Origin of the sequence: Streptomyces caeni (assembly GCF_042678285.1) — a bacterium.
Lineage (GTDB): Bacteria > Actinomycetota > Actinomycetes > Streptomycetales > Streptomycetaceae > Streptomyces > Streptomyces caeni.
In genome coordinates this window covers 1-22,688 of the sequence record NZ_JBHUDX010000076.1, presented here as the reverse complement: position 1 = coordinate 22,688, position 22,688 = coordinate 1, and the positions used below count along the sequence as shown (strand labels likewise).

21 protein-coding genes and 1 tRNA gene are annotated in these 22,688 nt (G+C 68.9%); 11 read left to right on the top strand and 11 right to left on the bottom strand.

Annotated elements, in window-relative coordinates:
• Nucleotides 1–58 precede the first annotated feature (58 nt).
• A complete protein-coding gene (locus tag ACFSL4_RS25355; protein WP_381087308.1) occupies nucleotides 59–943 on the bottom strand; it encodes a helix-turn-helix domain-containing protein in 885 nt (294 codons plus the stop codon).
• 276 nt (nucleotides 944–1,219) lie between these two features.
• Between ACFSL4_RS25355 and ACFSL4_RS25350 the strand changes: the two genes are divergently transcribed.
• Nucleotides 1,220–1,729 (top strand): ATP-binding protein, encoded by a 510-nt coding sequence (locus ACFSL4_RS25350; protein ID WP_381087306.1) that lies wholly within the window; start codon nucleotides 1,220–1,222, stop codon nucleotides 1,727–1,729.
• A gap of 123 nt (nucleotides 1,730–1,852) precedes the next feature.
• Here the strand turns inward: ACFSL4_RS25350 and ACFSL4_RS25345 are convergent, their stop codons facing one another.
• On the bottom strand, nucleotides 1,853–2,110 hold the full coding sequence (locus ACFSL4_RS25345; RefSeq protein ID WP_381087303.1) for a DUF397 domain-containing protein: 258 nt from the start codon (nucleotides 2,108–2,110) through the stop codon (nucleotides 1,853–1,855).
• 503 nt (nucleotides 2,111–2,613) lie between these two features.
• On the opposite strand from ACFSL4_RS25345, the gene ACFSL4_RS25340 reads away from it, so the two are divergent.
• Together ACFSL4_RS25340 and ACFSL4_RS25335 are read left to right on the top strand one after the other, a co-directional pair.
• Complete coding sequence (locus tag ACFSL4_RS25340; protein WP_381087301.1) at nucleotides 2,614–3,126, top strand: hypothetical protein; 513 nt, start codon at nucleotides 2,614–2,616, stop codon at nucleotides 3,124–3,126.
• A gap of 417 nt (nucleotides 3,127–3,543) precedes the next feature.
• Entirely contained in the window at nucleotides 3,544–4,053 is a 510-nt protein-coding gene (locus ACFSL4_RS25335; RefSeq protein WP_381087298.1) for a DUF4232 domain-containing protein, read from the top strand.
• Nucleotides 4,054–4,125: 72 nt separating this feature from the next.
• On the opposite strand, the gene ACFSL4_RS25330 is transcribed toward ACFSL4_RS25335, so the two are convergent.
• Nucleotides 4,126–5,244, bottom strand: coding sequence for a DUF2786 domain-containing protein (locus ACFSL4_RS25330; RefSeq protein WP_381087295.1), 1,119 nt, complete (start codon nucleotides 5,242–5,244; stop codon nucleotides 4,126–4,128).
• Nucleotides 5,245–5,385: 141 nt separating this feature from the next.
• Here ACFSL4_RS25330 and ACFSL4_RS25325 point away from each other — a divergent pair, with 141 nt between their 5' ends.
• Both ACFSL4_RS25325 and ACFSL4_RS25320 read left to right on the top strand, forming a co-directional pair.
• Complete coding sequence (locus tag ACFSL4_RS25325) at nucleotides 5,386–6,129, top strand: Clp protease N-terminal domain-containing protein (protein ID WP_381087292.1); 744 nt, start codon at nucleotides 5,386–5,388, stop codon at nucleotides 6,127–6,129.
• Between the two features lie 67 nt (nucleotides 6,130–6,196).
• On the top strand, nucleotides 6,197–7,852 hold the full coding sequence (locus ACFSL4_RS25320) for a bifunctional 3'-5' exonuclease/DNA polymerase (protein WP_381087289.1): 1,656 nt from the start codon (nucleotides 6,197–6,199) through the stop codon (nucleotides 7,850–7,852).
• A gap of 658 nt (nucleotides 7,853–8,510) precedes the next feature.
• Here ACFSL4_RS25320 and ACFSL4_RS25315 read toward each other — a convergent pair.
• Nucleotides 8,511–9,422, bottom strand: coding sequence for a glycosyltransferase family 2 protein (locus tag ACFSL4_RS25315; protein ID WP_381087287.1), 912 nt, complete (start codon nucleotides 9,420–9,422; stop codon nucleotides 8,511–8,513).
• Nucleotides 9,423–9,991: 569 nt separating this feature from the next.
• Between ACFSL4_RS25315 and ACFSL4_RS25310 the strand changes: the two genes are divergently transcribed.
• From ACFSL4_RS25310 to ACFSL4_RS25300, 3 genes are all read left to right on the top strand, one after another.
• Entirely contained in the window at nucleotides 9,992–10,843 is an 852-nt protein-coding gene (locus tag ACFSL4_RS25310) for a TrmH family RNA methyltransferase (RefSeq protein WP_381087284.1), read from the top strand.
• Between the two features lie 383 nt (nucleotides 10,844–11,226).
• Entirely contained in the window at nucleotides 11,227–12,006 is a 780-nt protein-coding gene (locus ACFSL4_RS25305) for a D-Ala-D-Ala carboxypeptidase family metallohydrolase (RefSeq protein WP_381087281.1), read from the top strand.
• A 448-nt stretch (nucleotides 12,007–12,454) separates the two neighbouring features.
• Nucleotides 12,455–13,204, top strand: a complete 750-nt coding sequence (locus ACFSL4_RS25300) for a hypothetical protein (protein WP_381087279.1) — start codon at nucleotides 12,455–12,457, stop codon at nucleotides 13,202–13,204.
• Here ACFSL4_RS25300 and ACFSL4_RS25295 read toward each other — a convergent pair.
• Together ACFSL4_RS25295 and ACFSL4_RS25290 are read right to left on the bottom strand one after the other, a co-directional pair.
• Nucleotides 13,179–13,805, bottom strand: a complete 627-nt coding sequence (locus ACFSL4_RS25295) for a nucleotidyltransferase family protein (RefSeq protein ID WP_381087276.1) — start codon at nucleotides 13,803–13,805, stop codon at nucleotides 13,179–13,181. The genes ACFSL4_RS25300 and ACFSL4_RS25295 overlap by 26 nt on opposite strands.
• A gap of 366 nt (nucleotides 13,806–14,171) precedes the next feature.
• Nucleotides 14,172–14,243, bottom strand: a tRNA-Thr gene (locus ACFSL4_RS25290).
• Nucleotides 14,244–14,783: 540 nt separating this feature from the next.
• On the opposite strand from ACFSL4_RS25290, the gene ACFSL4_RS25285 reads away from it, so the two are divergent.
• The 3 genes from ACFSL4_RS25285 (at nucleotide 14,784) to ACFSL4_RS25275 (ending at nucleotide 17,627) form a co-directional block, all read left to right on the top strand.
• Entirely contained in the window at nucleotides 14,784–15,098 is a 315-nt protein-coding gene (locus ACFSL4_RS25285) for a pyrophosphohydrolase domain-containing protein (protein ID WP_381087273.1), read from the top strand.
• A 98-nt stretch (nucleotides 15,099–15,196) separates the two neighbouring features.
• Complete coding sequence (locus ACFSL4_RS25280) at nucleotides 15,197–16,636, top strand: DNA phosphorothioation-associated putative methyltransferase (protein WP_381087270.1); 1,440 nt, start codon at nucleotides 15,197–15,199, stop codon at nucleotides 16,634–16,636.
• A 352-nt stretch (nucleotides 16,637–16,988) separates the two neighbouring features.
• The gene (locus ACFSL4_RS25275) at nucleotides 16,989–17,627 is read left to right on the top strand and encodes a hypothetical protein (RefSeq protein ID WP_381087268.1); all 639 of its coding nucleotides are present in this window, start codon (nucleotides 16,989–16,991) and stop codon (nucleotides 17,625–17,627) included.
• Nucleotides 17,628–17,732: 105 nt separating this feature from the next.
• On the opposite strand, the gene ACFSL4_RS25270 is transcribed toward ACFSL4_RS25275, so the two are convergent.
• From ACFSL4_RS25270 to ACFSL4_RS25250, 5 genes are all read right to left on the bottom strand, one after another.
• On the bottom strand, nucleotides 17,733–18,533 hold the full coding sequence (locus ACFSL4_RS25270; protein WP_381087265.1) for an adenine nucleotide alpha hydrolase family protein: 801 nt from the start codon (nucleotides 18,531–18,533) through the stop codon (nucleotides 17,733–17,735).
• A 250-nt stretch (nucleotides 18,534–18,783) separates the two neighbouring features.
• Nucleotides 18,784–19,440 carry a hypothetical protein gene (locus ACFSL4_RS25265; RefSeq protein ID WP_381087262.1) on the bottom strand — a complete coding sequence of 219 codons (657 nt, stop codon included), beginning with the start codon at nucleotides 19,438–19,440 and terminating at the stop codon, nucleotides 18,784–18,786.
• 167 nt (nucleotides 19,441–19,607) lie between these two features.
• Nucleotides 19,608–20,519: a phospholipase D family protein gene (locus tag ACFSL4_RS25260; RefSeq protein ID WP_381087259.1), complete on the bottom strand. Its 912-nt coding sequence runs from the start codon at nucleotides 20,517–20,519 to the stop codon at nucleotides 19,608–19,610.
• Complete coding sequence (locus tag ACFSL4_RS25255) at nucleotides 20,519–22,384, bottom strand: ATP-binding protein (RefSeq protein WP_381087257.1); 1,866 nt, start codon at nucleotides 22,382–22,384, stop codon at nucleotides 20,519–20,521. The genes ACFSL4_RS25260 and ACFSL4_RS25255 overlap by 1 nt, the downstream gene beginning before the upstream one ends.
• A partial coding sequence (locus tag ACFSL4_RS25250) for a helicase-related protein (RefSeq protein WP_381087254.1) occupies nucleotides 22,381–22,688 on the bottom strand: 308 nt, incomplete at its 5' end. The genes ACFSL4_RS25250 and ACFSL4_RS25255, both read right to left, overlap by 4 nt.

Genomic DNA, 22,688 nt, shown 5'->3' with positions numbered 1-22,688 from the left:
CATCGTACTTGTGATGGAAGGGAGTTGGAGGACACCTCGGGACACTCTGTGAAGACTCTCAGGACAGTTGCAGCAGCCCCCGCAGCAGATCGCGGCTTTCGTCCGGTCCGGGACCGTCCTGCTGCAGCTGCTTCATCGCGGTCTCGTACTGGGTGACGTCCTCACGCTTGTCGAGGTACAGGGCGCTGGTGAGCTGCTCCATATAGACGACGTCGGACAGATCGGACTCGGGGAAGCTCAGGATGGTGAAGGATCCGCTCTCACCCGAGTGCCCGCCGAGACTGAACGGCATGACCTGCAGCCGCACGTTGGACCGCTCCGAGATGTCGATCAGGTGCTGGAGCTGACCGCGCATCACCTGCCGGCCGCCGTAGGGGCGGCGCAGGGCGGCCTCGTCGAGCACGACGTCGAACTGCGGGGCCCTCTCCGAAACGAGGTACTTCTGCCGTTCGAGCCGCAGCGCCACACGCCGGTCGATGTCCGCGGCGCTCGCCCCCTTCATCCCGCGGGCGACGACCGCGTGCGCGTACGCCTCGGTCTGCAGCAGGCCGTGCACGAACTGGACCTCGTACGACCGGATGTGGTGCGCCGCGCCCTCCAGGCCGACATACGTGGGGAACCAGCTGGGCAGGACGTCGGAGTAGCTGTGCCACCACCCGGCGACGTTGGCCTCCCTGGCCAGGGAGAGCAGGGAGGTGCGCTCGACCTCGTCGGTGATCCCGTACAGCGTCAGCAGGTCCTCGACATCCCGCGTCTTGAAGCTCACCCGTCCCAACTCCATACGGCTGATCTTCGACTCCGAGGCCCGGATCGAGTAGCCGGCCGCTTCCCTGGTGATGCCGCGCGCCTCTCGCAGGCGCCTGAGATGGGATCCCAGCAGAATGCGCCGTACCACCGACCCGCTCGAGTCCCCAGCGCTCACTTCGTCAACCTCCCCAACCATCCTTCAGATCGCGCAGTCTGCCACTAAAACACTTCGAGCAGTACTCGTGTGGTTACAGAAATGGAAAGGAGTCAATGAATGAGACAGGGGGAGAGCGCGGGAGGAGCGAGCAACGGGGAAGAAAGTGACCGAAGAAATACATGGAAAGTAGTACAGGGGCGGTCAACTCCGGCGCGTGCACGTGCATCTGCCCTTGCATCTGCCTGACTCATCCGAAACCATGGTCCCGCGCCACCGCTGCATCGCCACGACCGCGAACACCCGGGAGTGCCTCGCATGGGGACGGATGGATCGACCATGCTCGAGCCCTTACGGCAGGGACTTCCGCCGCTCGACCCCGCCGCCGTGTCCAGCGCAACCTCCTGCGCCCTGTCCTCCCGTCTCGAAGCGGTGCGCGAGGCACGGCAGTTCGCCCGAAGAACCCTGTGCCAGTGGGATGTGGGCGAGCGCTCCGACGACATCTGCCTCGTGGTCTCCGAACTCGTGACCAACGCGCTGCGGCATGCGCTGCCCTCGCCGGCCACGCACCGCTGCGAGCAGGACCCGCCGGTGCGGCTGCATCTGATGCGCTGGACCACGCGCCTGGTGTGCGCCGTGCGCGACCCCAGTTACGACAGTCCGGTCGCGGGCGACTCGGAGGACTTCTCTGCGGAGTCGGGGCGCGGGCTGTTCCTGGTGGACTCGTTCGCCGACGGCTGGGGCTGGCATCCGCTGGCGGGCACACTGAGCGGCAAGGTGGTCTGGGCGCTGTTCCAGCTGCCGTCCGCACCGAAGTACACGAAGTGACACCGCGCGGCCCTTTCCGTGGCCGCGGTTCTACGCGCGTTACGGCCTGCGGCACGCCGACGCGCCGCAGGCCGGCCGCCGTCGCGGACGACAGAGCCGCCACAGGCCCCGGATCTACGCGTGTTACACAATCAGGTGGTCGAACTCGCCGTCCTTGACGCCCAGCAGCATCGCCTCGATCTCCGCGCGGGTGTATACCAGCGCGGGCCCGTCGGGGAAGCGCGAGTTCCGCACCGCCACCTCTCCCCCGGGCAGCCGGGCGAACTCCACGCATGACCCCTGCGAGTTGCTGTGCCTGCTCTTCTGCCAGGCCACTCCGTGCAGTCTCGTCGCAGCCATGCCGTTGTACACGTCATCCACGTCGCACACGTCGTGGTCCACAGGTCGCTCCCCGGGTGGTGCATTTGGCTGGTACGGCCATTGATGCAGAGGTCAACTTCCCCGGATCATAGCCCTGTTCACATGCAGATGCATGGGCAGATGCACGTGCACGGGGGGTGTTCCTGCAGTTACAGCTTTTACAGTCCCTTGACTACAGCCCGGCCTCCGCCTGACTACACACGGTCAAGCGTCTGCCCCGGAGTCCGCATCGCACGCGTTCTCCAGCCCCGTCCACGATCTTCCGCGCCATCACCTGTGCCGGTCGTCCGGGTCCGAACCCCTTCACACATCAGAGAGAGACGCGTTCCACGCCGTCTGTGTTCCAAACTCCCGCACTCCCGCCTACCGGTCGGCTCTCAGGGAAGGGCGCCGTCGGCGCCCACGTGAGCGAGCGCACGCGGGCCGCCTCCCCGAAGTCCCCCCAACCCTCCTGGTAGCTTGCTGCGATCGTTCCCGCGATCGTTCGCGCGACCCCATATCGACGGCACCGTTGGGAGACACCAGTGACTTCGGCGACCCATGTCACGCGTCTGCAGCCACGCGCCGCGCTCACGGCCGCGGGTCTCGCGGCCGCGCTCGTGCTCACCGGCTGCAGCAGCGACTCCGGAACCGACGGATCCGCACACGGCGACTCCTCGACACCGAGCGCGTCCGCGCCGGACACCGGCGGCGACTCCGGCACTCCCACCGGCAAGCCCGGCAAGCTGGAGGGCAGCTGGCTGGCCACGACCGGCGGCAAGGCCGTGGCCCTGGTGATCAACGGCAAGCAGGCCGGGCTCTTCGCGACGGGCGGCACCGTGTGCAGCGGGACCGCGGGCGAGGAGGCGGGCACGCAGATGATCCACCTCAAGTGCACGGACGGCAGCAAGGACCGCGGCACCGGCATGGTCGACTCCGTGAACTCCACGACCATGAAGGTGACATGGCAGGGCGGCGGCATCGGTACGGAGACGTACACGAGGTCCGAGGGCGGCACACTGCCGAGCGGCCTGCCGACGGCGAGCCTGGGCTCCTGACGCCCCACACCTCGTTCAGCTCCCCGGCTTCCGCGCCCCAGTGTCGACGGCCATGGGCGGGACGGCCGTGCCGAGGGCCTCGGTGAGGCCCCCCAGGGTGTCCAGGATCAGGCGCCGGCTCCCCGGCGGACGACCCCGCCCTGGACGAACAGCCACAGGCTCGCCGCGATCACCAGCGCGAGTCCCGCCGCCGCGCAGCACGACCGGCGGCTCCAGTCGCGTCCGCTCGATCCTCAACCCCGAGCGCGCGGCCTCCTTCAGCGCCCGCTGCCAGCCCATTCCGTCAGCGTACGGGGGCATACGTGGCGAACGGCGCGCTTCACCGCCGGGACGTGTGCGGTGGGGAAGGCCGCGCAACGCCCTGCCGTCCGTCTGCGTGGTGATCCATGAGCACCGTCAGCGAATCGAAGGACCCCCATGCGCGCTCTGCCCGTCCCCCTCGCCGTCACCGCCCTCGTCGCGGCCCTCGCCCTGACCGCCTGCGACGGCAAGAGCGACGACGACGGCGAGAAGGCCGCCGGCTGCCCGATCGCCGTCGTGGTCGGCCCCGGCAACGCCGCCACCACGGCCGGCGACACCGGCAACGTCCCCGTCACCCTCACCAACCGCGGCACCGGGGCGTGCACCTTCGAGGGCTTTCCCGGGATCGAACTGCGCAGCGGCGACGCCGGCTGGAAGGTCCCCGAGGAGAAGGGCGCGAAACCGGTGAAGGTGACGCTGCGCAAGGACGAGACGGCGGCCTTCACCATCACCTACGTCCGCGGCAGGACCGGCGGCCGGCTCAGCGCCGCGGTGAAGACCCTGACGGTCACGGTTCCCGGCGCCGACGGACCGGGCAGCCACCCGTGGTCGTACGGCGAGGTGGCGCTGAAGGACCCGGACACGCCCGACGCCTCGGTGAGCCCGATCCAGGTCGCGGGCGACTGACCGCGGCGCACACACCATGCGCCCGGCCGTCACACCATGTGCCCGGTGCCGGCCGCGGCCGGCACCGGGCGCTCAGGGGAGCCGGGGCCGCCCCGCGACCTGCGCCCGGTCGGCGGCCGCGGCACCCTGCTCCCATCCGGCCGCGTCACCGGCGCCGCGCAGCCGGGTGGTGACCGTGTCCGGGAACATCCGCTCCATGCGGTCCGCGACGGCCACCTCCCGGGCCGCCAGCACCGGCAGCAGCCCGCCCTCGCTCCCGGCCGTCTGCCCCTCGGCGGCGGCCCGCAGCCGGTCGCCGATCCGGTGCGCGTACGCGGCCAGGAAAGACTGCCGAAACGTCTTCGTACGCCTGCGGCCACCCTTGCGCTGCGCCGCCTCCGCCGTCGTCATCGCGGCGGTGGCCTGCACGAGCAGCGAGGCGTAGAGGAGTTCGACGGCCTCCAGGTCGGCCTCGAAGCCGATGACCGTGGAGAACCCGAGCGCCTCGTGCCACACGGCCCGGCAGCGGTTGGCGGCCGCCACCGCGTCCAGGAGCACCGCCTTGGCCGTCTCGTACGGCGGCTCCACGCCGAGACGGCAGGCGCCGGGCGCGTCCTGGGCGTGCGTACGGGCCGCGAGCAGCGCCTCGTCGACGCTGTGCCGCGCCATCAGCTCCTGCGCCTTGGCGCTGAGGGCCTCCGCCTCCTCCGGATATCCGGTGGCCTCCGCCTTGGCGAGCAGGGCGCGGATGCGAGTGAGCGCGCGGGACTCCGGCTGCCGCGGGCCGGCTGACCGCCGGGGCGCGTCGAGGGGTTCGAGCGCGGGCAGGCGCAGCAGCAGGCGGTACAGCTCCAGGACGGCGGTGGCGTGCGAGAAACGGTCGGCGGCGCGCGGGGGTCGCGGCTCCAGCTCCCGGAGCTGGGCCGCCCAGCGCGGGCCGGGGGACGGCCGCTCCCCCGCCTCCCGGAGGATCAGCGCCGACACGAGACGGACGTGGAGGTCGTCGAGTTCGCGGCGCACGATGCGTACCAGGTCGGCGGGCTGCCAGCCGCGCCGCCAGGCCGCGGCGACGAACTGCTCCCCGCGCCGGGCCAGTTCGCCGTCGGCCGCGGGATCGGCGGCGAGCAGCGAGGCACCGGTGTCCAGGGCCGCGTCGGTGTCGTCGTAGAGGGAGGTCCGCAAGGCGCGGTCCACCGTGGTCGTCGTACTCACACGTTCGATCGTGACACGGGGCGCGCCGCGGCCCGCCGTCGTCTCAGCCGCCGGAATCCGTTCGGCGCCCCGGTCCGCGCAGGAGCCCACCATGTCAACCTCGGGTTGACGCGAGAGAAGGTGTCAACCTACCGTTGACGCATGACGGAGAAGTCCAACCCCACAGCGAACGTGCGTCTCGACGACCTCATCGAAGCCGTCAAGAAGGTGCACACCGATGCGCTCGACCAGCTCCAGGACGCGGTGATCGCCGCGGAGCACCTCGGCGACGTGGCGGACCATCTGATCGGCCACTTCGTGGACCAGGCCCGGCGCTCGGGCGCGTCCTGGACCGAGATCGGCCGGAGCATGGGCGTGACCCGGCAGGCGGCCCAGAAGCGCTTCGTGCCCAAGGAGTCCGCCGACCTCGACCCCGGCCAGGCGTTCAGCCGCTACACCCCCCGCGCACGGAACGCGGTCATGGCCGCGCACGACGCGGCGAAGGCCGCCGGCAACGCGGAGACCGTCCCCGAGCACCTCGTCCTGGGGCTGCTCGCCGAGCCTGAGGCGCTCGCGGCCCAGGCGATCGTCGCGCAGGGCGTCTCCCTCGCCGCGGTGCGCGAGGCGGCGGCCGCCGCGCTCCCCGGCCCGGCCGAGGAGGTCCCGGCACTCGTCCCCTACACCGCCGCCGCGAAGAAGACCCTCGAACTCACCTTCCGCGAGGCCCTCCGCCTGGGCCACGACCACATCGGCACCGAGCACATCCTCCTCGCCCTGCTCGAACTGGAGAACGGCGAGGGCCTGCTCACCGGCCTCGGCCTCGACAAGACGACGGCCGAGGAGCACGTCCTGAGGGAACTGGCCGGGATCACCAAGGCCCTCAAGGACCGCAAACAGCAGGACTGAGACGGCCCGTCCGGTCCGAAGCGCCACGTCAGGGCCCGTTGTCAGTGCCCCCTGGCACACTCGCGACATGACCGGGCGCTGGGCTCTCGCTCCGGCCGGGGACGGCGGCGCGGAGGTCGCCGCCCTCGGCCCGGACGGGATGCTCGCCGGGCCCGTGGTCAGGGAGGGGGATCTCGCCGAGGCCGTGCGGGCCCGGCCCGGGGTCACCCGATGGGTGTGGCGGTCCACCGCCGACGTCCAGCCGCGTCTGCTCACCGCGGGGGTGCGAGTCGACCGGTGCTACGACGTCGAGGCCGCCGAGACCCTCCTCCTCGGCCATGAGGGCCGCCTCGGCGAACCCCGGTCGGCGGCCGCAGCGCTGGCCCGGCTGCGCGGCGGCCCCGTACCCCCGGATCCCCCGCCGCGCTCCGCCGAACCCGGCGCCCAGTCCTCCCTCTTCGAGCCGAGCCCCCTCCGGGTCCCCCTGGAGGACCTGGTCGAGGTGTACGCCGGACAGCAGCGCCGGCACGACGCCACCGCGCACCCCGAGCGCATGCGACTGCTCACCGCCGCCGAGTCGGCCGGAATGCTGGTGGCCTCCGAGATGAACCGGGCCGGGCTGCCGTGGAGCGCGGACGTCCACCGCGCGCTGCTGCACGACCTGCTCGGCGAGCGGTACGCGGGCGGCGGCGAGCCCCGGCGACTGGCCGACCTGGCCGACGAGGTGTCGGCCGCCTTCGGCCGCCGGGTCCGGCCCGACCTGCCGGCCGATGTCGTCAAGGCCTTCGCGCAGGCCGGGATCCGGGTGCGCTCCACCCGCCGCCGGGAGATCGAGTCCGTCGACCACCCCGCGGTGAAGCCCCTGCTGGAGTACAAGAGGCTGTACCGCATCTGGGTCGCCCACGGCTGGTCCTGGCTCCAGGACTGGGTGCGCGACGGCCGCTTCCGGCCCGAGTACCTGCCGGGCGGCACGGTCACCGGCCGCTGGGTCACCAACGGCGGCGGCGCCCTGCAGATCCCCAAGGTCGTCCGGCGCGCCGCCGTCGCCGACCCCGGCTGGCGGCTGGTGGTGGCCGACGCCGCCCAGATGGAGCCGCGCGTGCTGGCCGCGATCTCGCGCGACCCCGCCTTCATGGAGGTCGCGGGCCGCGAGAGCGACCTCTACCAGTCGGTGTCGGACCGGGCGTTCTCCGGCGACCGCGCCCAGGCCAAGCTCGCCGTGCTCGGCGCGATCTACGGCCAGACGTCCGGCGACGGCCTGAAGAACCTCGCCGCGCTGCGCCGGCGCTTCCCCCGGGCCGTCGCGTACGTCGACGACGCGGCCCGCGCGGGCGAGGAGGGCCGGCTGGTGCGGACCTGGCTCGGGCGCACGTCACCGCCGGCCGCCGAAGCCGCGCGGGACGCGACGGAGGAGGCCGGCATCCCGCAGGAGGACGACCCGGCGAACCCGGCCGGGCGCGCCCGCGGCCGCTTCGCACGCAACTTCGTCGTGCAGGGCAGCGCCGCCGACTGGGCCCTGCTGCTGCTCGCCGCCCTGCGCCGCGCCTGCGCGGACCTCGCCGCCGAGCTCGTCTTCTTCCAGCACGACGAGGTGATCGTGCACTGCCCGGCCGAGGAGGCGGACACGGTGGTCGCGGCGATCCGGGAGGCGTCCGACCTGGCGATGCGGCTGACGTTCGGTGAGACACCGGTGCGGATCCCGTTCTCGACGGCCGTGGTGGAGTGCTACGCGGACGCGAAGTAGCGCTGTGCGGACGCCAAGTGGGTCCCTGTGCGGGGGCGGGTGCGAAAACCGGCCGGCGGCGTCCCGCCCCTCAGCGCGTCCATGAACACGTCGACGGGGACGGCCCGGCCCGCTCCGGCGACAACGCGACCAGCGGGGCCCGCACCTTGCCACTGCCGATCGGCCGGACCCCGCCGTCGGCGCCGTACACGACAGGTGGACCCAGCAGTCCGAACCGCAGCCCGTGCCGCACAGCCGCCCGCCGCCCTTCCGCACACCCGGTCGCCGTGCCTCGCGCCGCCGTGCGGCGAACGTCCTCCGACCGGCTCACGAGTGTCCCGAGAATCGTCGGCCGCATGTCAGCCATCTGCTGGCCTGACCTGATGTGGACGACCGGGTCCTTCGTCGTTCCCGGGCCTCTCGCAGACGGGAGAACCGCTCGGCGGCCGGCGACCGCCCGTGGACCGCGGGAGCCTTCGGGGCAGTAGGGGGTGTTTCGAAAGTCCTGTGCGGTGCCCGCGGTGTCCGGTGCGTGCTCTCGGCGTGCCGGACGAAAGCCCTCGTACTGGACGTACTCGGGGTTTCGGCCGGTGCGGCGAGTGGGGGTGCCCCCTGCTCGAAGAGCTTGGAGGAGCGTGCCGGGCGCCGTGGGTGCTGTGCGGGACTTACGAAACACCCCCTAGAGGACCGGTGGCCTGCCGAGCCTGGTCAGCCGCCACACCGTGCGCCAGCGCATGGGCCGGCGCTCGCCGCCCGGCGTCCGCAGCCCCTCCACGAACCCGCCGAACCACGCCTTCAGCCCGCCCGCCGATCGCGCCCGCAGGAGGGTCACGGCGATCCACACCCCCAGGTGCACGGGGATGAGCGGAAGGGGCAGCCGCCGCCGCACGAGCCACACGCGGTTGCGCGCCGTGACCCGGTGGTAGATGGCGTGCCGGGCGGGCGACGTCTTCGGGTGCTGGAGCAGCAGTTCGGGCGCGTAGAGGATGGTCCAGCCGGCGTCCACGGCCCGCCACGCGAGATCCGTCTCCTCGTGCGCGAAGAAGAACTCGGCGGGCCAGTCGCCGGTCTCGGCGAGCATCGCCGTCGACAGCGCGTGCCCGCCGCCGAGGAAGCCGGTGACCGGTCCGCCGCGCATCGGATCGGCTGCCCCGACCCGCGGCACGTGCCGCCGCTGCGTCTCACCGTGCTCGTCGGCGATGCGGAACCCGACGATGCCGAGCCGCGGGTCCGCGGCGTACAGATCCCGGACGCGTCGCAGTACGTCGGCATCGACGAGCAGCCCGTCGTCATCGAGTTCGACCACGACGTCGATGTCCCCGAATTCGCGCAGCCTGGCGAGGGCCACGTTGCGGCCGCCGGGGCAGCCGAGGTTCTCGTCCACCTCGATACGGGTGACCTCACCGGGAAGGCCGAGGCGCCGGGCGAACTCGGGCAGGGGGCAGCCGTTGCCGACGATGACGATGCGGTCGGGCGCGAGGTCCTGTTTGGCCACGGACGTGAGGAGGGCGTCGACCTCCGCGGGCCGGTTGCCCATCGTCACGACGGCGACGGCGATCCGGGGCCCCGACCCCTGCTGCGCCTGCGACACGACACCACCCTTTCCCGGCCGACGACAGTGCACGCGATGCTAGCCGTTCACCAAGAGGACGCCTGATGGCCTCCGGTTCTCCGCGCACCCGATGATTTTTCGGAACCGGGCGGGCCCGCGCCACCGCTGCGGCGCCCCGCGCGGGCCGCCGCTGCCCTCCGGTCCCGCGCACGGCGCCCGGAAGAAGAACGGAACGTCACACATTCCCCATCCGCGAATACCGACACCCCACCCCTCCACGGCAATACGCGATGCACACCGCCAGAATTCACGCACGGCCGAGCGCACCCTGGCAAAGATTCCGCCGAATTCCCCGGGAGCCGGGGCGTGGATCACGCCGATGCGGCGGCCACACGCCCTCTCTGCGCCACCGGCGGCCGTTTCCCCCATCGTCCGCGCGGCGGCCGGGCCACACACAACTTCCCTGGACCGAAAGCCCGGTGACCATGATGAAGCGGCGACCCAACAGGTCGGGTACCCTGGCGAACGACCGCGCGCAGTGCACAAGAGAAACAAGAGAAAGGGGGCGGAGGATCGGAGCCCGAAAGGCACCGTGATTCCCACCGCCGATGCCGTCCATCCCGCGGGTTGGTCCGCCCAAGGAAATCTCCAGCCCGAGCAATCCTCATGTGAAGGAACTCGCCGCCCTCCGCCGCCGACGGAACAGGCAGAATTCCGGAGTGACCCTCGTGGAGGGGTACGAGGAACTCGATCTCGCCCTGCGGGCCGGCGTCCGCCCCCGCGAGCTGTATTTCTGCCCCGCCCTGACCGGCGGATCGGATCCGCGGGACGTTCTGGCCCGCGCGGCGGAGCGCGGAGCGGCCCTCTTCAGTCTCGGCCGGCAGGCGTTCGACAAGGCGGCCTACCGCGAGGGCCCGGACGGCTGGCTGGCCGTCGTACCGGACATCGAGACCGGCCTCTCCCGCATCGAGGTCGACGACCACGCGCTCTTCGTCGTCTGCGAGAGCGTCGAGAAGCCCGGGAACCTGGGCTCGGTGCTGCGCACCGCGGACGCGGCCGGAGTGACCGCCGTCATCTCGGCCAACCCTGTGACCGACTGGGGCAACCCCAATGTGATCCGGGCCAGCAAGGGCACGGTCTTCGCCGTCCCCATCGCCTCGGCCGACTCCGACCAGGTCATGGAGTGGCTGGCCGAGCACTCGGTGAACGTCGTCGCCACCACCCCCGACACGGATGCCCTGATGGCGGACGTCGACATGACCGGGCCCACGGCGATCGTCGTCGGCAGCGAGAAGTACGGCCTGTCGGACCGGTGGCTCGCGGGCGGCCACACCAAGGCGAAGATCCCGATGTTCGGCCAGGTGGACTCGCTCAACGTCGCGGTGTCGGCCGCCCTCTTCACCTACGAGGCCGTCCGGCAGCGCATGGCGTCGGCACGGCAGCGCCCGTCCGGCCGGTAGGCCGTCCCTCGTTCCCGCCGCGCCGCCGACGCGGTGGCGAGCCGCCATCGCATACCGAAGCGTTGCGGACATGCCAACTCCTCCCTTACGGTTTACGCGCGTCAACCTGTCCCGGTCCCGCAGGAGTTGATGTTTCACGCGCCCCTTTGACACCACCACGGCACCGTCATGGTGACCGCCGCCAAACCCGGCCTGCCGGCGACATCCCGGCGACGGCCACCAGGGGGACGCCGCCGAGGACGATGACCTCCTCCCCCGAGTGAAGACCGGCACCGACCGCCCTGGCCCGGCCCCGGGCCCGGCCCGGGCGCTCAGCACAGGTTCGACGAGCACGTGCAGCAGCCGACCCTTCCGGCACGCCACAGCCAGAAGAGGAGAATTCCATGAACTCGTCACGACCCCCCGCCCAAGGCATCGACCGCCGCGCCCTGCTCCGGGGCGCGGCAGGGGTGACGGCCGCGCTCGGCCTGGCCGCCGCGGCCACCGTAGGGTCGGCGGGCAGGGCCTCCGCCTACGGCTGGAGCCGCACCCTGCAGCAAGGCGTTTCCGGCTCGGACGTAGTCGAGTTGCAGATTCGCGTCGGCGGCTGGGCGGCGTCGAGTGCGCAGAAGACGTACATCGCCTGGGACGGCGACTTCGGCCCGGCCACGGACGCCGCGGTCAGACGCTTCCAGTCCGCCTACGGCCTGACCGCGGACGGCGTCGTCGGCCCGCAGACCCAGAGCGTGCTCAACGGCCTGGAGAGCAGCGACGGTTCGACCGCCCACTTCGACTGGAGCGAGTTCTACTCCCACGACGGCTCCGGATTCAGCGGTGGCAAGGTCGGTTCCGCCACGGTCAAGGAGAACGTGCGCCGTCTGATGTACAAGCTGGAGGCGGTGCGGAAGAAAGCCGGCGGCAGCGCGATCACCATCAACTCCGGTTTCCGCAGCACCTCGTACAACGCCTCGATCGGGGGCGCCTCCAACAGCATGCACTGCTACGGCGTCGCCGCCGACATCGTGGTGTCCGGCCACAGCACCCTGCAGACCTACAAGATCGCCGAGACCTGCGGCTTCTCCGGCCTGGAGGCGTACACGCACTCGTGGCAGCACGTCGACAGCCGCGTCCAGTACCCCTCCTACGGCTCCGGATCGTGGTGGTGGGAGAGCGGCGTCGTGTGACCCGCTGCCCGGGCCCCCGTCCGGATGGCCGAAGAAGCGGTCCTGCCCCACCTCATGCCGCCTGCGGCCCGTGAGGTGGGTGCCCCGGACAACTAGGGGGTTTTTCGAAAGTCCCGCACAGCATCCACGGCGCCCGGCACGCTCCCCCCAGGCTCTTCGCGCAGGGGGCACCCCCACTCGCCGCACCGGCCGAAACCCCAAGTACGTCCAGTACGAGGGCCTTCGTCCGGCACGCCGAGAGCACGCACCGGACACCGCGGGCACCGCACAGGACCTTCGAAACACCCCCTAGGAGAATTCACGGTCCGTTGGTGCACGGGGGCGCGAACACACCCCATCCCAGCCGGACCCCGAACAACGCAAAGTCCTGCACCGGTACACGATCTGGCACCTGGTCCGGCGGCTTCGCCGACGCAACAACGGCCGCCCACTTACCCCGCAGCAGTTCATGTCCGCACGTCAACGCACCCACGCGGCCGTCGCCTTCCTGAACTGGCTCACTGCCCACGATCTCACCCTGGAGACGTGCCAGCAGGCCGACCTCGACCGTTGGCTCACCGACGACTTGGCCACCTACCGCCAGACGGCCGGGCACTTCATCCGCTGGGCCTGCACCAACAAACTCACCACCGTCCACGTCCCCGCCGTCCGCTGGAACGGCCCCACTCAGCCACTCGACGACGAACATCGTTGGCACACCGCACACCGGCTCCTGCACGACGACACCCTCAAGCCCGAAGTCCGCCTCGCCGGGCTGCTTCTCCTCCTCTATGCCCAAGGGCGATCGGCGATCCACCGGTTGACCACCGAGGACGTCGAGGCCGGCACTCAGGACGTACGTCTCCACCTCGGCGATGCACCCGTGCAGCTGCCCGAGCCTGTCGCCCAGCTGGCCCGCACTGTCGCCGCGAACCGCAAGGGGCAAGCGACCATCGGCGCCCTGGCGCCGTCTCCCTGGCTCTTCCCCGGCGGGCAGCCTGGACGGCCGATCAGCACCACACAGCTGACGCAGCGACTGAACAACCTCGGCATCCGTCCCAATCAGGCCCGCAGCACCGCGCTCTTCCAGCTCGCCACCGAGATCCCCGCCCGCACCCTCGGCATCCACACCGACGTCGCCGTCGCCTGGCAACGGCTCTCCGCAGGCGACTGGGCCACCTACGCCGCCGAGGTCAGCCAGCGGGCGAGGCCGACGTGACGCTCCCGGACGGCCACTCCAGGACCGTCAGCTCAGGCCACTGCTCACGCCACCGCGCCGCCTTGCTCTCATAGACCGACCGCGGCGCGAGCACCGGGTTCGGACGAACGACGAGGTTGAAGACGTCCGAAAGTCCGTGCGGCGCATACACACGCCACCGGCCGTCGGCCTCCACGCGAACTCCCAGACAGCACGTCGTCGCAGCGAAGCTGTCGATCGCGGCCTCGGTGGAGTCATACGGCGGACACGCCACTCCGAACTTGTCCTCATGCCAGAGGTGAACCCGTGCCTCGTTCCGGATCTCGACCTCTGCGGGCAGGTCGGCGAAGACCTTCTGCCCGGTCTTGATCACGGCGTCCTCAGCTTCCCAGGACAGATCGCCCTTGTCGAAGTAGAAGACGTCGTAGTCCTTGATGCCGCTGGTCGGCGGCCTGTCCGTGACCACGTTCCACACGGTCTGGAACAAGCACCCTGCCGTCACATACCACCCAGGCAGATCCAACGTTGCAGTCCGCGCCAGCACCTCCGTCAGCACGTCGTTGCGCGACAGCACCGCACACAGGGACTCAAGTTGCTCGTCGAGAGGAAGTCGGCTGATCACCGACCCTGCCTACCACGGCTCGCCCGACAGCGGGATCGATCCGCCTCAGAGGACCCTCGCCCCGGAGGTTTAAGCGTCCTGCCGCAGGTCGGCAAGAACGCCGCCGGGGCCACCGCCAAGCTGGTCCCGCTTCAGCGCAAGACCGAGGCGGAGGAGGCCCGTAAGGCCGCCAAGAAGGCCAAGGACAAGGCGAAAGCCGAGGCCAGGGCCAAGAGGAAGGGCAAGCAAAAGAAGCCCAAGAAGTAGGGCGCCGGACCGCTCCGCTCACGCAAGCCATCTCGCGGCCCCCCAGCCGCGTGACGTGTCATGCCACGAGCAACGCGAAACCCCAGGTCAGCGGCTATCTGTCCTGGGGTTTTTCGGAGCCGCCTTCGGGATTCGAACCCGAGACCTACGCATTACGAGTACATTGCCGTCGTCAACCGAAACCACTCAGCTTGCCGCCTCACTGAACCGGCGTGACCGGCAGCTTCTGTCCCACCGGCGTCCAGGGACACTCTGACCAGCAACGATGCAGTTGCGGACAGCGACCACAGTTTCCCGCCGCCTGACGAGTCGTCCTGAGCGGTCCGCGTCGTCCAAAGGCGTCCGGCCACCCCTTGGCCACCCCCTGGGACATATCGGCCACTCGTGAGGGGCGCCTTTGAGGCACGCCTGGCTCACTCCTACACATTCGAGGCGGCACCCCGGTGCCTGCTCTAGCCTGGCGCCATACTCCTTGTAGTGATCCAACAGGGCCACGATGTCGGGCAGTACGACGACGAGGAGGCGGAGGACCTCGTTGACGACGATGCCGAGCTGCTACCTCCGGCGGTCACGGCAGCCCGTACGACCGGATGTGCCGGATCGTCGAGCACGCGAGGACGAGACCCCCAACCATCGCACGCCCGGCACCGCGCACTGCCCGTCTGGTACCCCGATCCTGCTTGAGTGGCGCAGGAGCGCCCACTCCCGCGGGACTGTATTCGAGGATGGCTGATGGCAGACGGCAAGCTCGTACGAGACCTAATCCCCCAGATCATCCGCGAGAGCGGGGCGGAGCCCGTGGTCTACGTTGCCGACCCGGAAGAGTACCGGGAGCGGCTACGCCAAAAGCTCACCGAGGAGGTAGCCGAGTTCCTCGCCGCAGACGGCTCCGCTGCCGCCGAGGAACTGGCAGACGTACTCGAAGTGGTCCACGCACTTGCCCTCGATCTGGGACTGCCGCCGCGCCATCTGGAAGAGCTCCGAGCACAGAAGGCTGAGGCGAGGGGCGGCTTCGCTGGCAGAGTCGTCTGGATTGGCAATGCCTGAGCCTGCCGTGGTTTCTGGGCAAGCCTCCTGATGCGGCTGCAGCGTAAGGTTCGGTGCTGCCGTATGTAGATGCGCCGGTCGAATCCCAGGAAGCGTTCATGACAGAGCAGCTCTGGAGTAGCCAACGTCACCGGACGGCCATCGGCCGTGTCGGGTTGTCCGTCCCCGCGCGTCAGGCCGTGGTCGATCTTCAACTGGAGCCGGGCGTGCAGGTCCTGGACTACGGTTGCGGCCGAGGTGGCGACGTACGCGCTCTTCAGACCATCGGCCTCGATGTCTCCGGCTGGGATCCGGTGCACCACCCCGGCGGTGAACTCAAGCCCGCAGACATCGTGCTCCTCACCTACGTCCTCAACGTCATCGAGAACCCTGCCGAACGACGACAAACCCTCCTGGACGCCTGGAACAACACGAAGTCGGCACTCGTCGTGTCGGCGAGGCTCCGCTGGGAGCGGAACCAAATCAAGGGCACCGAGTACGGCGACGGCATCCTCACCAGTCGCAACACATTCCAGCACTTGTTCGCGGCGAGTGAGCTTCGGGACTACGTCCAGGAGACGACTGGCGTCCGCTGTCTTTCGGCTGCTCCTGGGATCGTCTACGCGTTCAAGAGCGACGAGGCGCGGCTCGGCTATCTCGCCCGCCAGATCACGCCGGAAGCCGGGTGGCTTGCTTCCCAGGACACCGCGTCGGCCATCACCGCCGTCGTCGACCACCTCGAACAGCGCGGCCGGCTACCGAGCCTCGAAGAGATGCCGCATCCGATCATCGGCCTACTCGGCCACTTGCGGACAAGCGAGCTCAAGCGACTGGCCGAGCAATCCGCCGACCCGCTCAAGGTCGAGGAGGGCGCGAAGCGCACCACCCTCGACACCCTTCTTTTCCTCGCTGTTGAGCTCTTCCACGGCCGCGGCCCTGCCAGCAGCCTTCCGCTTCCCGTCCAGCTGGATATCCGGGCTTTCTTCTCCTCCTACGCAGAAGCGTGCAAGCGCGCGGATCGGCTTCTGTTCAAGCTCCGCGACGACGCGTACGTGCGGCGTGCCATGACCGGGTCGACTGCGGGTAAGTTCACAGCCACGGCACTTTATGTGCACCGCCGGGCTGTCCACCAGATCCCCACCGTGCTCCGCCTGTACGAGCAGTGCGCCAGCATTGCCGCCGGCCGCCCCGAAGAATGGTCCGTCGTGAAGCTGCGCCACCAGGGACGCGGAGCCAGTTGGCTGGACTACCCCTCGTTCGATACCGATCCCCATCCTCGTCTGGCCTCGTCGTACAGTGTTGACCTGCAGACCCTGAAGTCGTCCTTTCTGTCCTACGCGGATTCGGCCAACCGTCCTCTGCTGCACCGTAAGCATGAGTTCCTCTCGCCGGACGACCCCGACGTGCCGAAGTACCAGCGTCTCACTGACGCCGAGGTTCGAGCCGGCCTCTACGAGGAACCACACCTCATCGGCAACGAGGAGGGGTGGGAGCGAGCACTTGTCCGCTGCGGCCGGGCCCTGCGGGGACACCGGCTGGTGCGACGTCCTGACAGCTGAGGACCTGGTCTCGCTGAGCCCCCGCGGGTACGCCCTCGCGCGCCCCGGATTCCCGCAGGTCCAGAAGGTCCTGCAGTCCTCAAGTTGCGAACGGCCCTCGTCCCAGGCCGGGTTGTCAGACCGGCCTGGGACACTCCCGTGCATGGCATCCACACAGATCCCGGGCCCTTGCCTACCCCCCTACCGCGCTCAGCCCGACATGGCGCTCCTTGATCCCCAAGAACACGCCTCCGAGCTCGCAGACTGGGTGGAACGGATCCCTGCTGCGTCCGAGCCGGTGGAACGTGAGGCATGGGACAACGTCTACGCCTGGCTTCGCCTTGCGAGCGGACTCCGTACAGTCACGTTCGACATGGCGTACGAAGACGGCGGCATGTGCTCGGCGGGCGATGACTTCGACTACGTCTGGTCGAACATGATGGGCGAGTGGCAGTTGCACCAGGTACGCCTCGGCTACACCCGGGCGGCACTGGAAGCGCTCGTACGAGTTCTCCGTCCGGATCTTCCCACGCCCGGCCCAGCTATTGAAGCTGCGGAGCTGCGCCTCACGCAGGCTGGTCAGGAGCTCCCGTTGCATGCCCGCGAGGCGGCCCTGCACTTCCTCGGCCACCCCATGGGGAGCACCGAGTCTGCTGCCTCACTCGCCGTTGCCGTCACCCAGGCCGTCGGCGCACACGAGCTGGCAGCTCACGGATTCACTCGTATTCCCCAGCCGGCACACGACGACGATATGCAGTCATTCCCCGCTGGCCACGACGAGATCTGCACAAGTAGGGAAGCAACTTCCATTCTTCTCCTGGGTGTTCAGGCGCTGCTCGCCTGGGCCGTGGAGGAGCAGTACATCGTGGCGCCGAACGAGGACAAGTTCCTGTACGAGGGAATGTGGGTCCCCGACTCTGCGGGAGGCAACCGGTGGGTGGATCAGGAAATTGCCTACGGTGACTACCTCGCGGTGCTGCAGCTGGATCACGGGGATCCGCCGGATCTGTAACTGACACACGGTGAGCGCCGCTCCCCAGGCAGAGCGTGGGCATGTGGAGGGGCGGGGCCTGCCGGTCCCCGCCCCTCCACAACGCTGGGCTCTCCCTCAGGCGGGTCAGGTCATGCACCAGCCGGAGTCGCAGCTTCCGTCGCCGGTGTCATTGGGACCGTGCCCCGTGCCGGAGTCCTTGATGGCCTCAGCGAGTGGACGGCCGTATCGGGTGAGGTAGACGGGATCCCGTCCGAGCGCCGAGCGACGCTCGTTGATCGTTTCCTCCAGTTGCACCGATTTGATGAACAGCTCCGGTTCGTCACGCCGTTGCTGCCGCCATGCTCCGACGGTACGAAAGGGGCAGAAAAAGCAGGAACTCTTGGGCGGGACGGGCAGTCCCGCCTCCTCGATGATGCGCTCACAGTCGGTTCTGCGAAGCCGCAGATCGAGGAGGGGGTACTCGATCCGCTCGTGGGGTTCGCACCGTCGGCGGTTGGCCCGGTGGATCTCGTCGAGGGATATGCCGATGCCCACGGTGGCGGGCTCGGCGGCCGTGGCACCGTGTTCACGAAGCCACCGACCTACAACCCTGATCTTGAAGTCAGCCGTACAGGAGCGGCGCCCCGGAGCCCCGTTGGCCATCCGGACCGGGATCGGGATGGATCGGATGTCCGACCTGTTCAGCCTCTGCATGAGGGTCTCGGAGGTTCCATCGCGGCGCACACGCTTCAGCTGCTGGAGGTCAACCCCGGCGCGGATGGCGTACGGGACGGCCACCTCACGGATGTAGGCCAAGGTCGCCGGGTGCTCACTGTCGTCGCCGACATTGGCGAAGAGGAAGGTCGGATAGTCGATCTCACCGTGGGCGGCGAGGACTAGGAGGGCGGTTGATTGCACTCCCCCGCCGTAAGAGATGACCTTCATACGGTCACCGCGCGGATGAGGAACGGGTGGATGCCTGAGTGCTGCATTCCGCCGACACTGGCGTCTGACATACGAGAACTCCGAGCGTGCGAGACAAGATCGAACACGAGAGACCCTATAGACGAAGGCCCACGCGCATCAACTGTTTCTTTCAAACGGAGGCGTGAAAGCCTCCACTCTGGCCAGGGATCACCGTTGCCACTCGCTCGTGCTGCGACTGCAGCGCCTTGTCCTGCGGGCACCTTCTGGGTCAGTGCGCCTCGCGCTTGGGCCGGATCACCACCGCATGGCCTGCAGCCAGCACCGCGGCGAGGAACTCGGCGGCGGCCTGGCTTTCGGCATTCGTGAAGGTCCGGGCTGCAGGAAGGCTCGTCTTCTGCTGTCTCGGGGGTGACGGTGCAGTCCTGCGTCCGCGCGGCTTTTGCGGGGCGTGGTCGCCGGCACGGAGCAGTTCGACCTCGTGCGGCAGTACTGCACGGCCGCGCACTTCCGCATCGGCCAGGACGGTCTCGAGGAGCCATAGTGGGGATCTCGACAGGACGAGATCAGCGTCCGCGATCTGGCGTCGGTTACGCCAGCGGGAGATCGCTTGTTCGTCCGCACCAAGAAGACGGGCTACTTCCTTGATCCCCACGATCGGCGGCAGGTGGTCTGCTCTTTCAAGATCGTATCCGCCTGGGACACCAGCCTTGTACGCCGCCAACCGCTGCGTTGTTACTTCGCGTCCACCGGAGCCGCTGAGCTGAAGCACCGTCGTCAACAGCCAGTAGGGGTTCCCGGACGCCACCAAGTCGGGTGGAGCCAGCGTCCCGTCGGTCTTCCACGACTGGGAGGTCTGACGCTGCACGCCGTACAGAGCTGCAATCTCGGCGTGGCCGAGCAGATACGGGATCCGTACCGCCGCCATGCAACTACCTCTTGATCATCGTGCAACTGAAGGGACCCTCGGCAGAGCGCGGGACTGGCCAACGATATCGCTCCACTCTCCCCTCACCGGAGCAACACCTCGATGCGGCGGGGGCCGTGCCTCAACCGGTCGTGACGAGATGTTGCTCCGCAAGGCGAAGGCACGCCTCAGGTGATCTCTCTGCCCTGTCGGATCTCCCATGGGCCAACTGGCACCAGATGCACCTCGTCGAAGTAGTTCAGCCACTGAGCGATGGTCTCCACGGCACGTTGGGCCTGCTCCTCTGTGCAGGCGCCGCCGGCGGCCAGGTCTCTTTTCGCTTCGTCCATGTTCAAGGTGCCCACCTCGAACAGCCGTCTAATCTCCGGCATGGATCGGAGGCCGGCGAGGACGGCTTCGCCGAACGCCTGCTCGGAGAGGCCGGGAGGGACATCGAGATAGGCGAGGTCGCGGAGCACGCCAGCAAGAACGTCGGTGCCGATGTTGCGGTACCGCCCGTTGTACACCCGGTAGAGCCGTTCCGGATTGCGGGTTTCCGGCAGCCAGCGAGCGCGGGTGGGGCCCTGTCCGGCGACCAAGACCTGGGGCGCGTCTTCGTCAGCCCGCAGCAGGTCAGCTTGCTCACGGATCTGCCGCGCGAGGTCCACGGATGCCGGCACGGAGGTGTTCCCGATGGCATCAAGCACTCGCTGTACCTCCGGGTGGGCCGCATCGACTTCCAGGAGTAACTCGATGTTGGCGTCCGGCACGCGGCCGGTGGCCCTTCCCGTGAGGTTGGCCGATCCGACGAGGCAACGGTCGTCGGCGACATACAGCTTGGCGTGGAGGTTGTGGCACAGCAGGACGCGGGCGCGTCCATCAGCCTCGGCGATCTCGGCGATCTCGGGATCCGAGACGCCGGCTGCGACCTCGGCCACGGACCACCGCGTAACGCACTGGATCTCTTCAACACGGCGCGGAATGGCAGACAGCGACGCCCGCAACACCTCCCGCTTAATGAAGGGGGCGACCAGGACGACACGCTCGGACGCGCCTTCGAGCAGTTGCGCGATCTGCTGCCAGATGTGATCGTTCGCCACTACTCGTCCTCGTCGTCCTCATCGTCGGCTCCGAGGAATTCGCTGGCGATCCGGCCCCAGTCCTGCCGCATCTGCTTGGCCCGTGCGCGAGGCTTCTCCGGTTGTTCGTCCTCGAACCTCGCCCAGGAGAGCAGCAGGAGCTTGAAGGCGTTGGCGGCGGCCACCAACCGGTCGATGAGTTCTTCCCGGCTCGCGCCGTCGAAGTCCTTGTCCAGGACCGCGATCAGGTCGCTGTACACGGGGTGGTCCATGTTGAGGGCAACCTGGAGCAGGCCGGGAATGAACTCGACGTTGAAGAAGGCGGGCGAGTCAGGGTTGCGGCTGGTCAGGAGGCGAGTGTGCTTGCCCTGAGAGATGGTCTCTTCGATGATCCGCTGCGCGTCGGCGGGGCTGTACTTGTGGGTCTCGACCAGGCTCTCGAGCTGCTGCTGCTGGCTTTCCTCGGGGCTGACCTGCTCCGCCAGGGTGTCCGTAAGGCTCGGCTTGGTCTCCGCACGGCGCCGCTTGACCGCTTCCTCTGCCTTGTTTTCCACCTGCTCGTGCCGCTTCCGGCTGGTACCCGTACCGCGCGTCTGGTCTTCCAGGTCGGCACGCAGCCTACCGAGCAGCTTCTCACGGATGTGATAGACGATCTCGATGAGGGGAAGCCGAGCGTCACCCTCCTCTCGGAGCGCTTCCCGAAACTCCTCCCACGACAACCCGGCCGCCTCTTCACGCCAGTTGAAGTTGGCGAGCGAGGAGAAGATCGTCGCGGACTGCTTGTTGTTGGTGACGCCGAAGACCTCGTCGAGAGCGGGCGGGAAGTCGATCTCCACTCCCCACCATCGTTCGACCGGGTTGTACGAATTCGTCCATCCGGTGTCGAGGTCAAGTTCACGGTCAGCACGGATCAAGGAAATGCCGAGGTTCTTGGCTGCATGCTTGCCCCAAGGCGTGTCGCCGGGCTTGAGGCTGGGAGACACCTCGTCGGGCCACTCCTCGCCCTCGATGTCAGGGCGTCGAGCGGGGTCCACGGCGATCGAGGAACGCACAAGGACGGGGTACTCCTTGCCGTCAATGCCCTCGACCATAAAACGCTGAACGCCGATCTCGCCGGTGTTACCACCGCCGACGGGTCGGAACATCGGCTTTGTGTCGAACGGTGCGGGCGTCGAGCTTGGGGCGGTCAGGTAGAGCGGATCATTGGGCCGGGTGTCGCGCACCCCGGGCAGTTCTGCCCAGCCGCGCACAGGGACCAGCTTGATCCGGGTCCCTTGAGTGATCTTGCGCCGGTAGATACGTCCGATGAGGTTCTCGGTGTTGGCCAGAGTGGCCTCGGCGCCGCGCCACTGGACACGTTCCAGTTGTGTCCACTGAACGAGGGTTCCGGACGGGCCGAGCCCTTCGGTGAGCGCCTGCCATTCGTCGGGGAGCCCGTCGAGTTTGGGCTCGGGGACCTCTTCCAACCCCTGCCGGAGCTCGGCGAGATCGAGGTAAGTGTGCAGCGCATTGTCGGGGCCATTGGTCCAGGACCAGACATCGACACGGTCACACTGGGAGATGCTGGAGTTGGGCAGGCCGACGCCGAACCGTCCTATGCCCTTGCGGTGCTGTCGGGTTCCGGCGCCAAAGCGCAGGGATTGCCGCAGCGTCTCCGGGTCCATGCCGCTGCCGTTGTCCAGCACAGCGATCTTCTCCACCCGGTGGCGGGCACGCTGGGACGGACGGTCTATCGACTCGACGACGAAGAGTTCTACGAGCTCGGCACCGGCCTCGATGCCATTGTCGATCAGTTCCGCGATGGCGTGTGCCGTCGACTTGTATCCGCTGTCCTGCAGGGCTTTGACCGTCAGATCAGACGTGACGATCGAATACTTGGATGTCATCGAGCCTTCCATACGTCTTCCCAGTTAGTGAATGCCTCTGCCACGTCTCCGAAGCCCGGGAGCGCAGGGTCGACGACGGTTACGACGTCGCAGGTGGGGGTGCCGCCGGCTTTGGGGCCGCGGATGACGCGGCCGACCATCTGGCTGTAGAGGACCAGCGAACGGGTAGGCCGGGCGATGACCGCAGCACTCGCAGCGGGAGCATCGAAACCAGTGGTGAGGACACCGTAGTTAGACAGCACCATGGGCCGGGTGCTCGGCCCCTTGAACTTTTTGATGGCGCGGTCACGGTGGCGCGTTGACG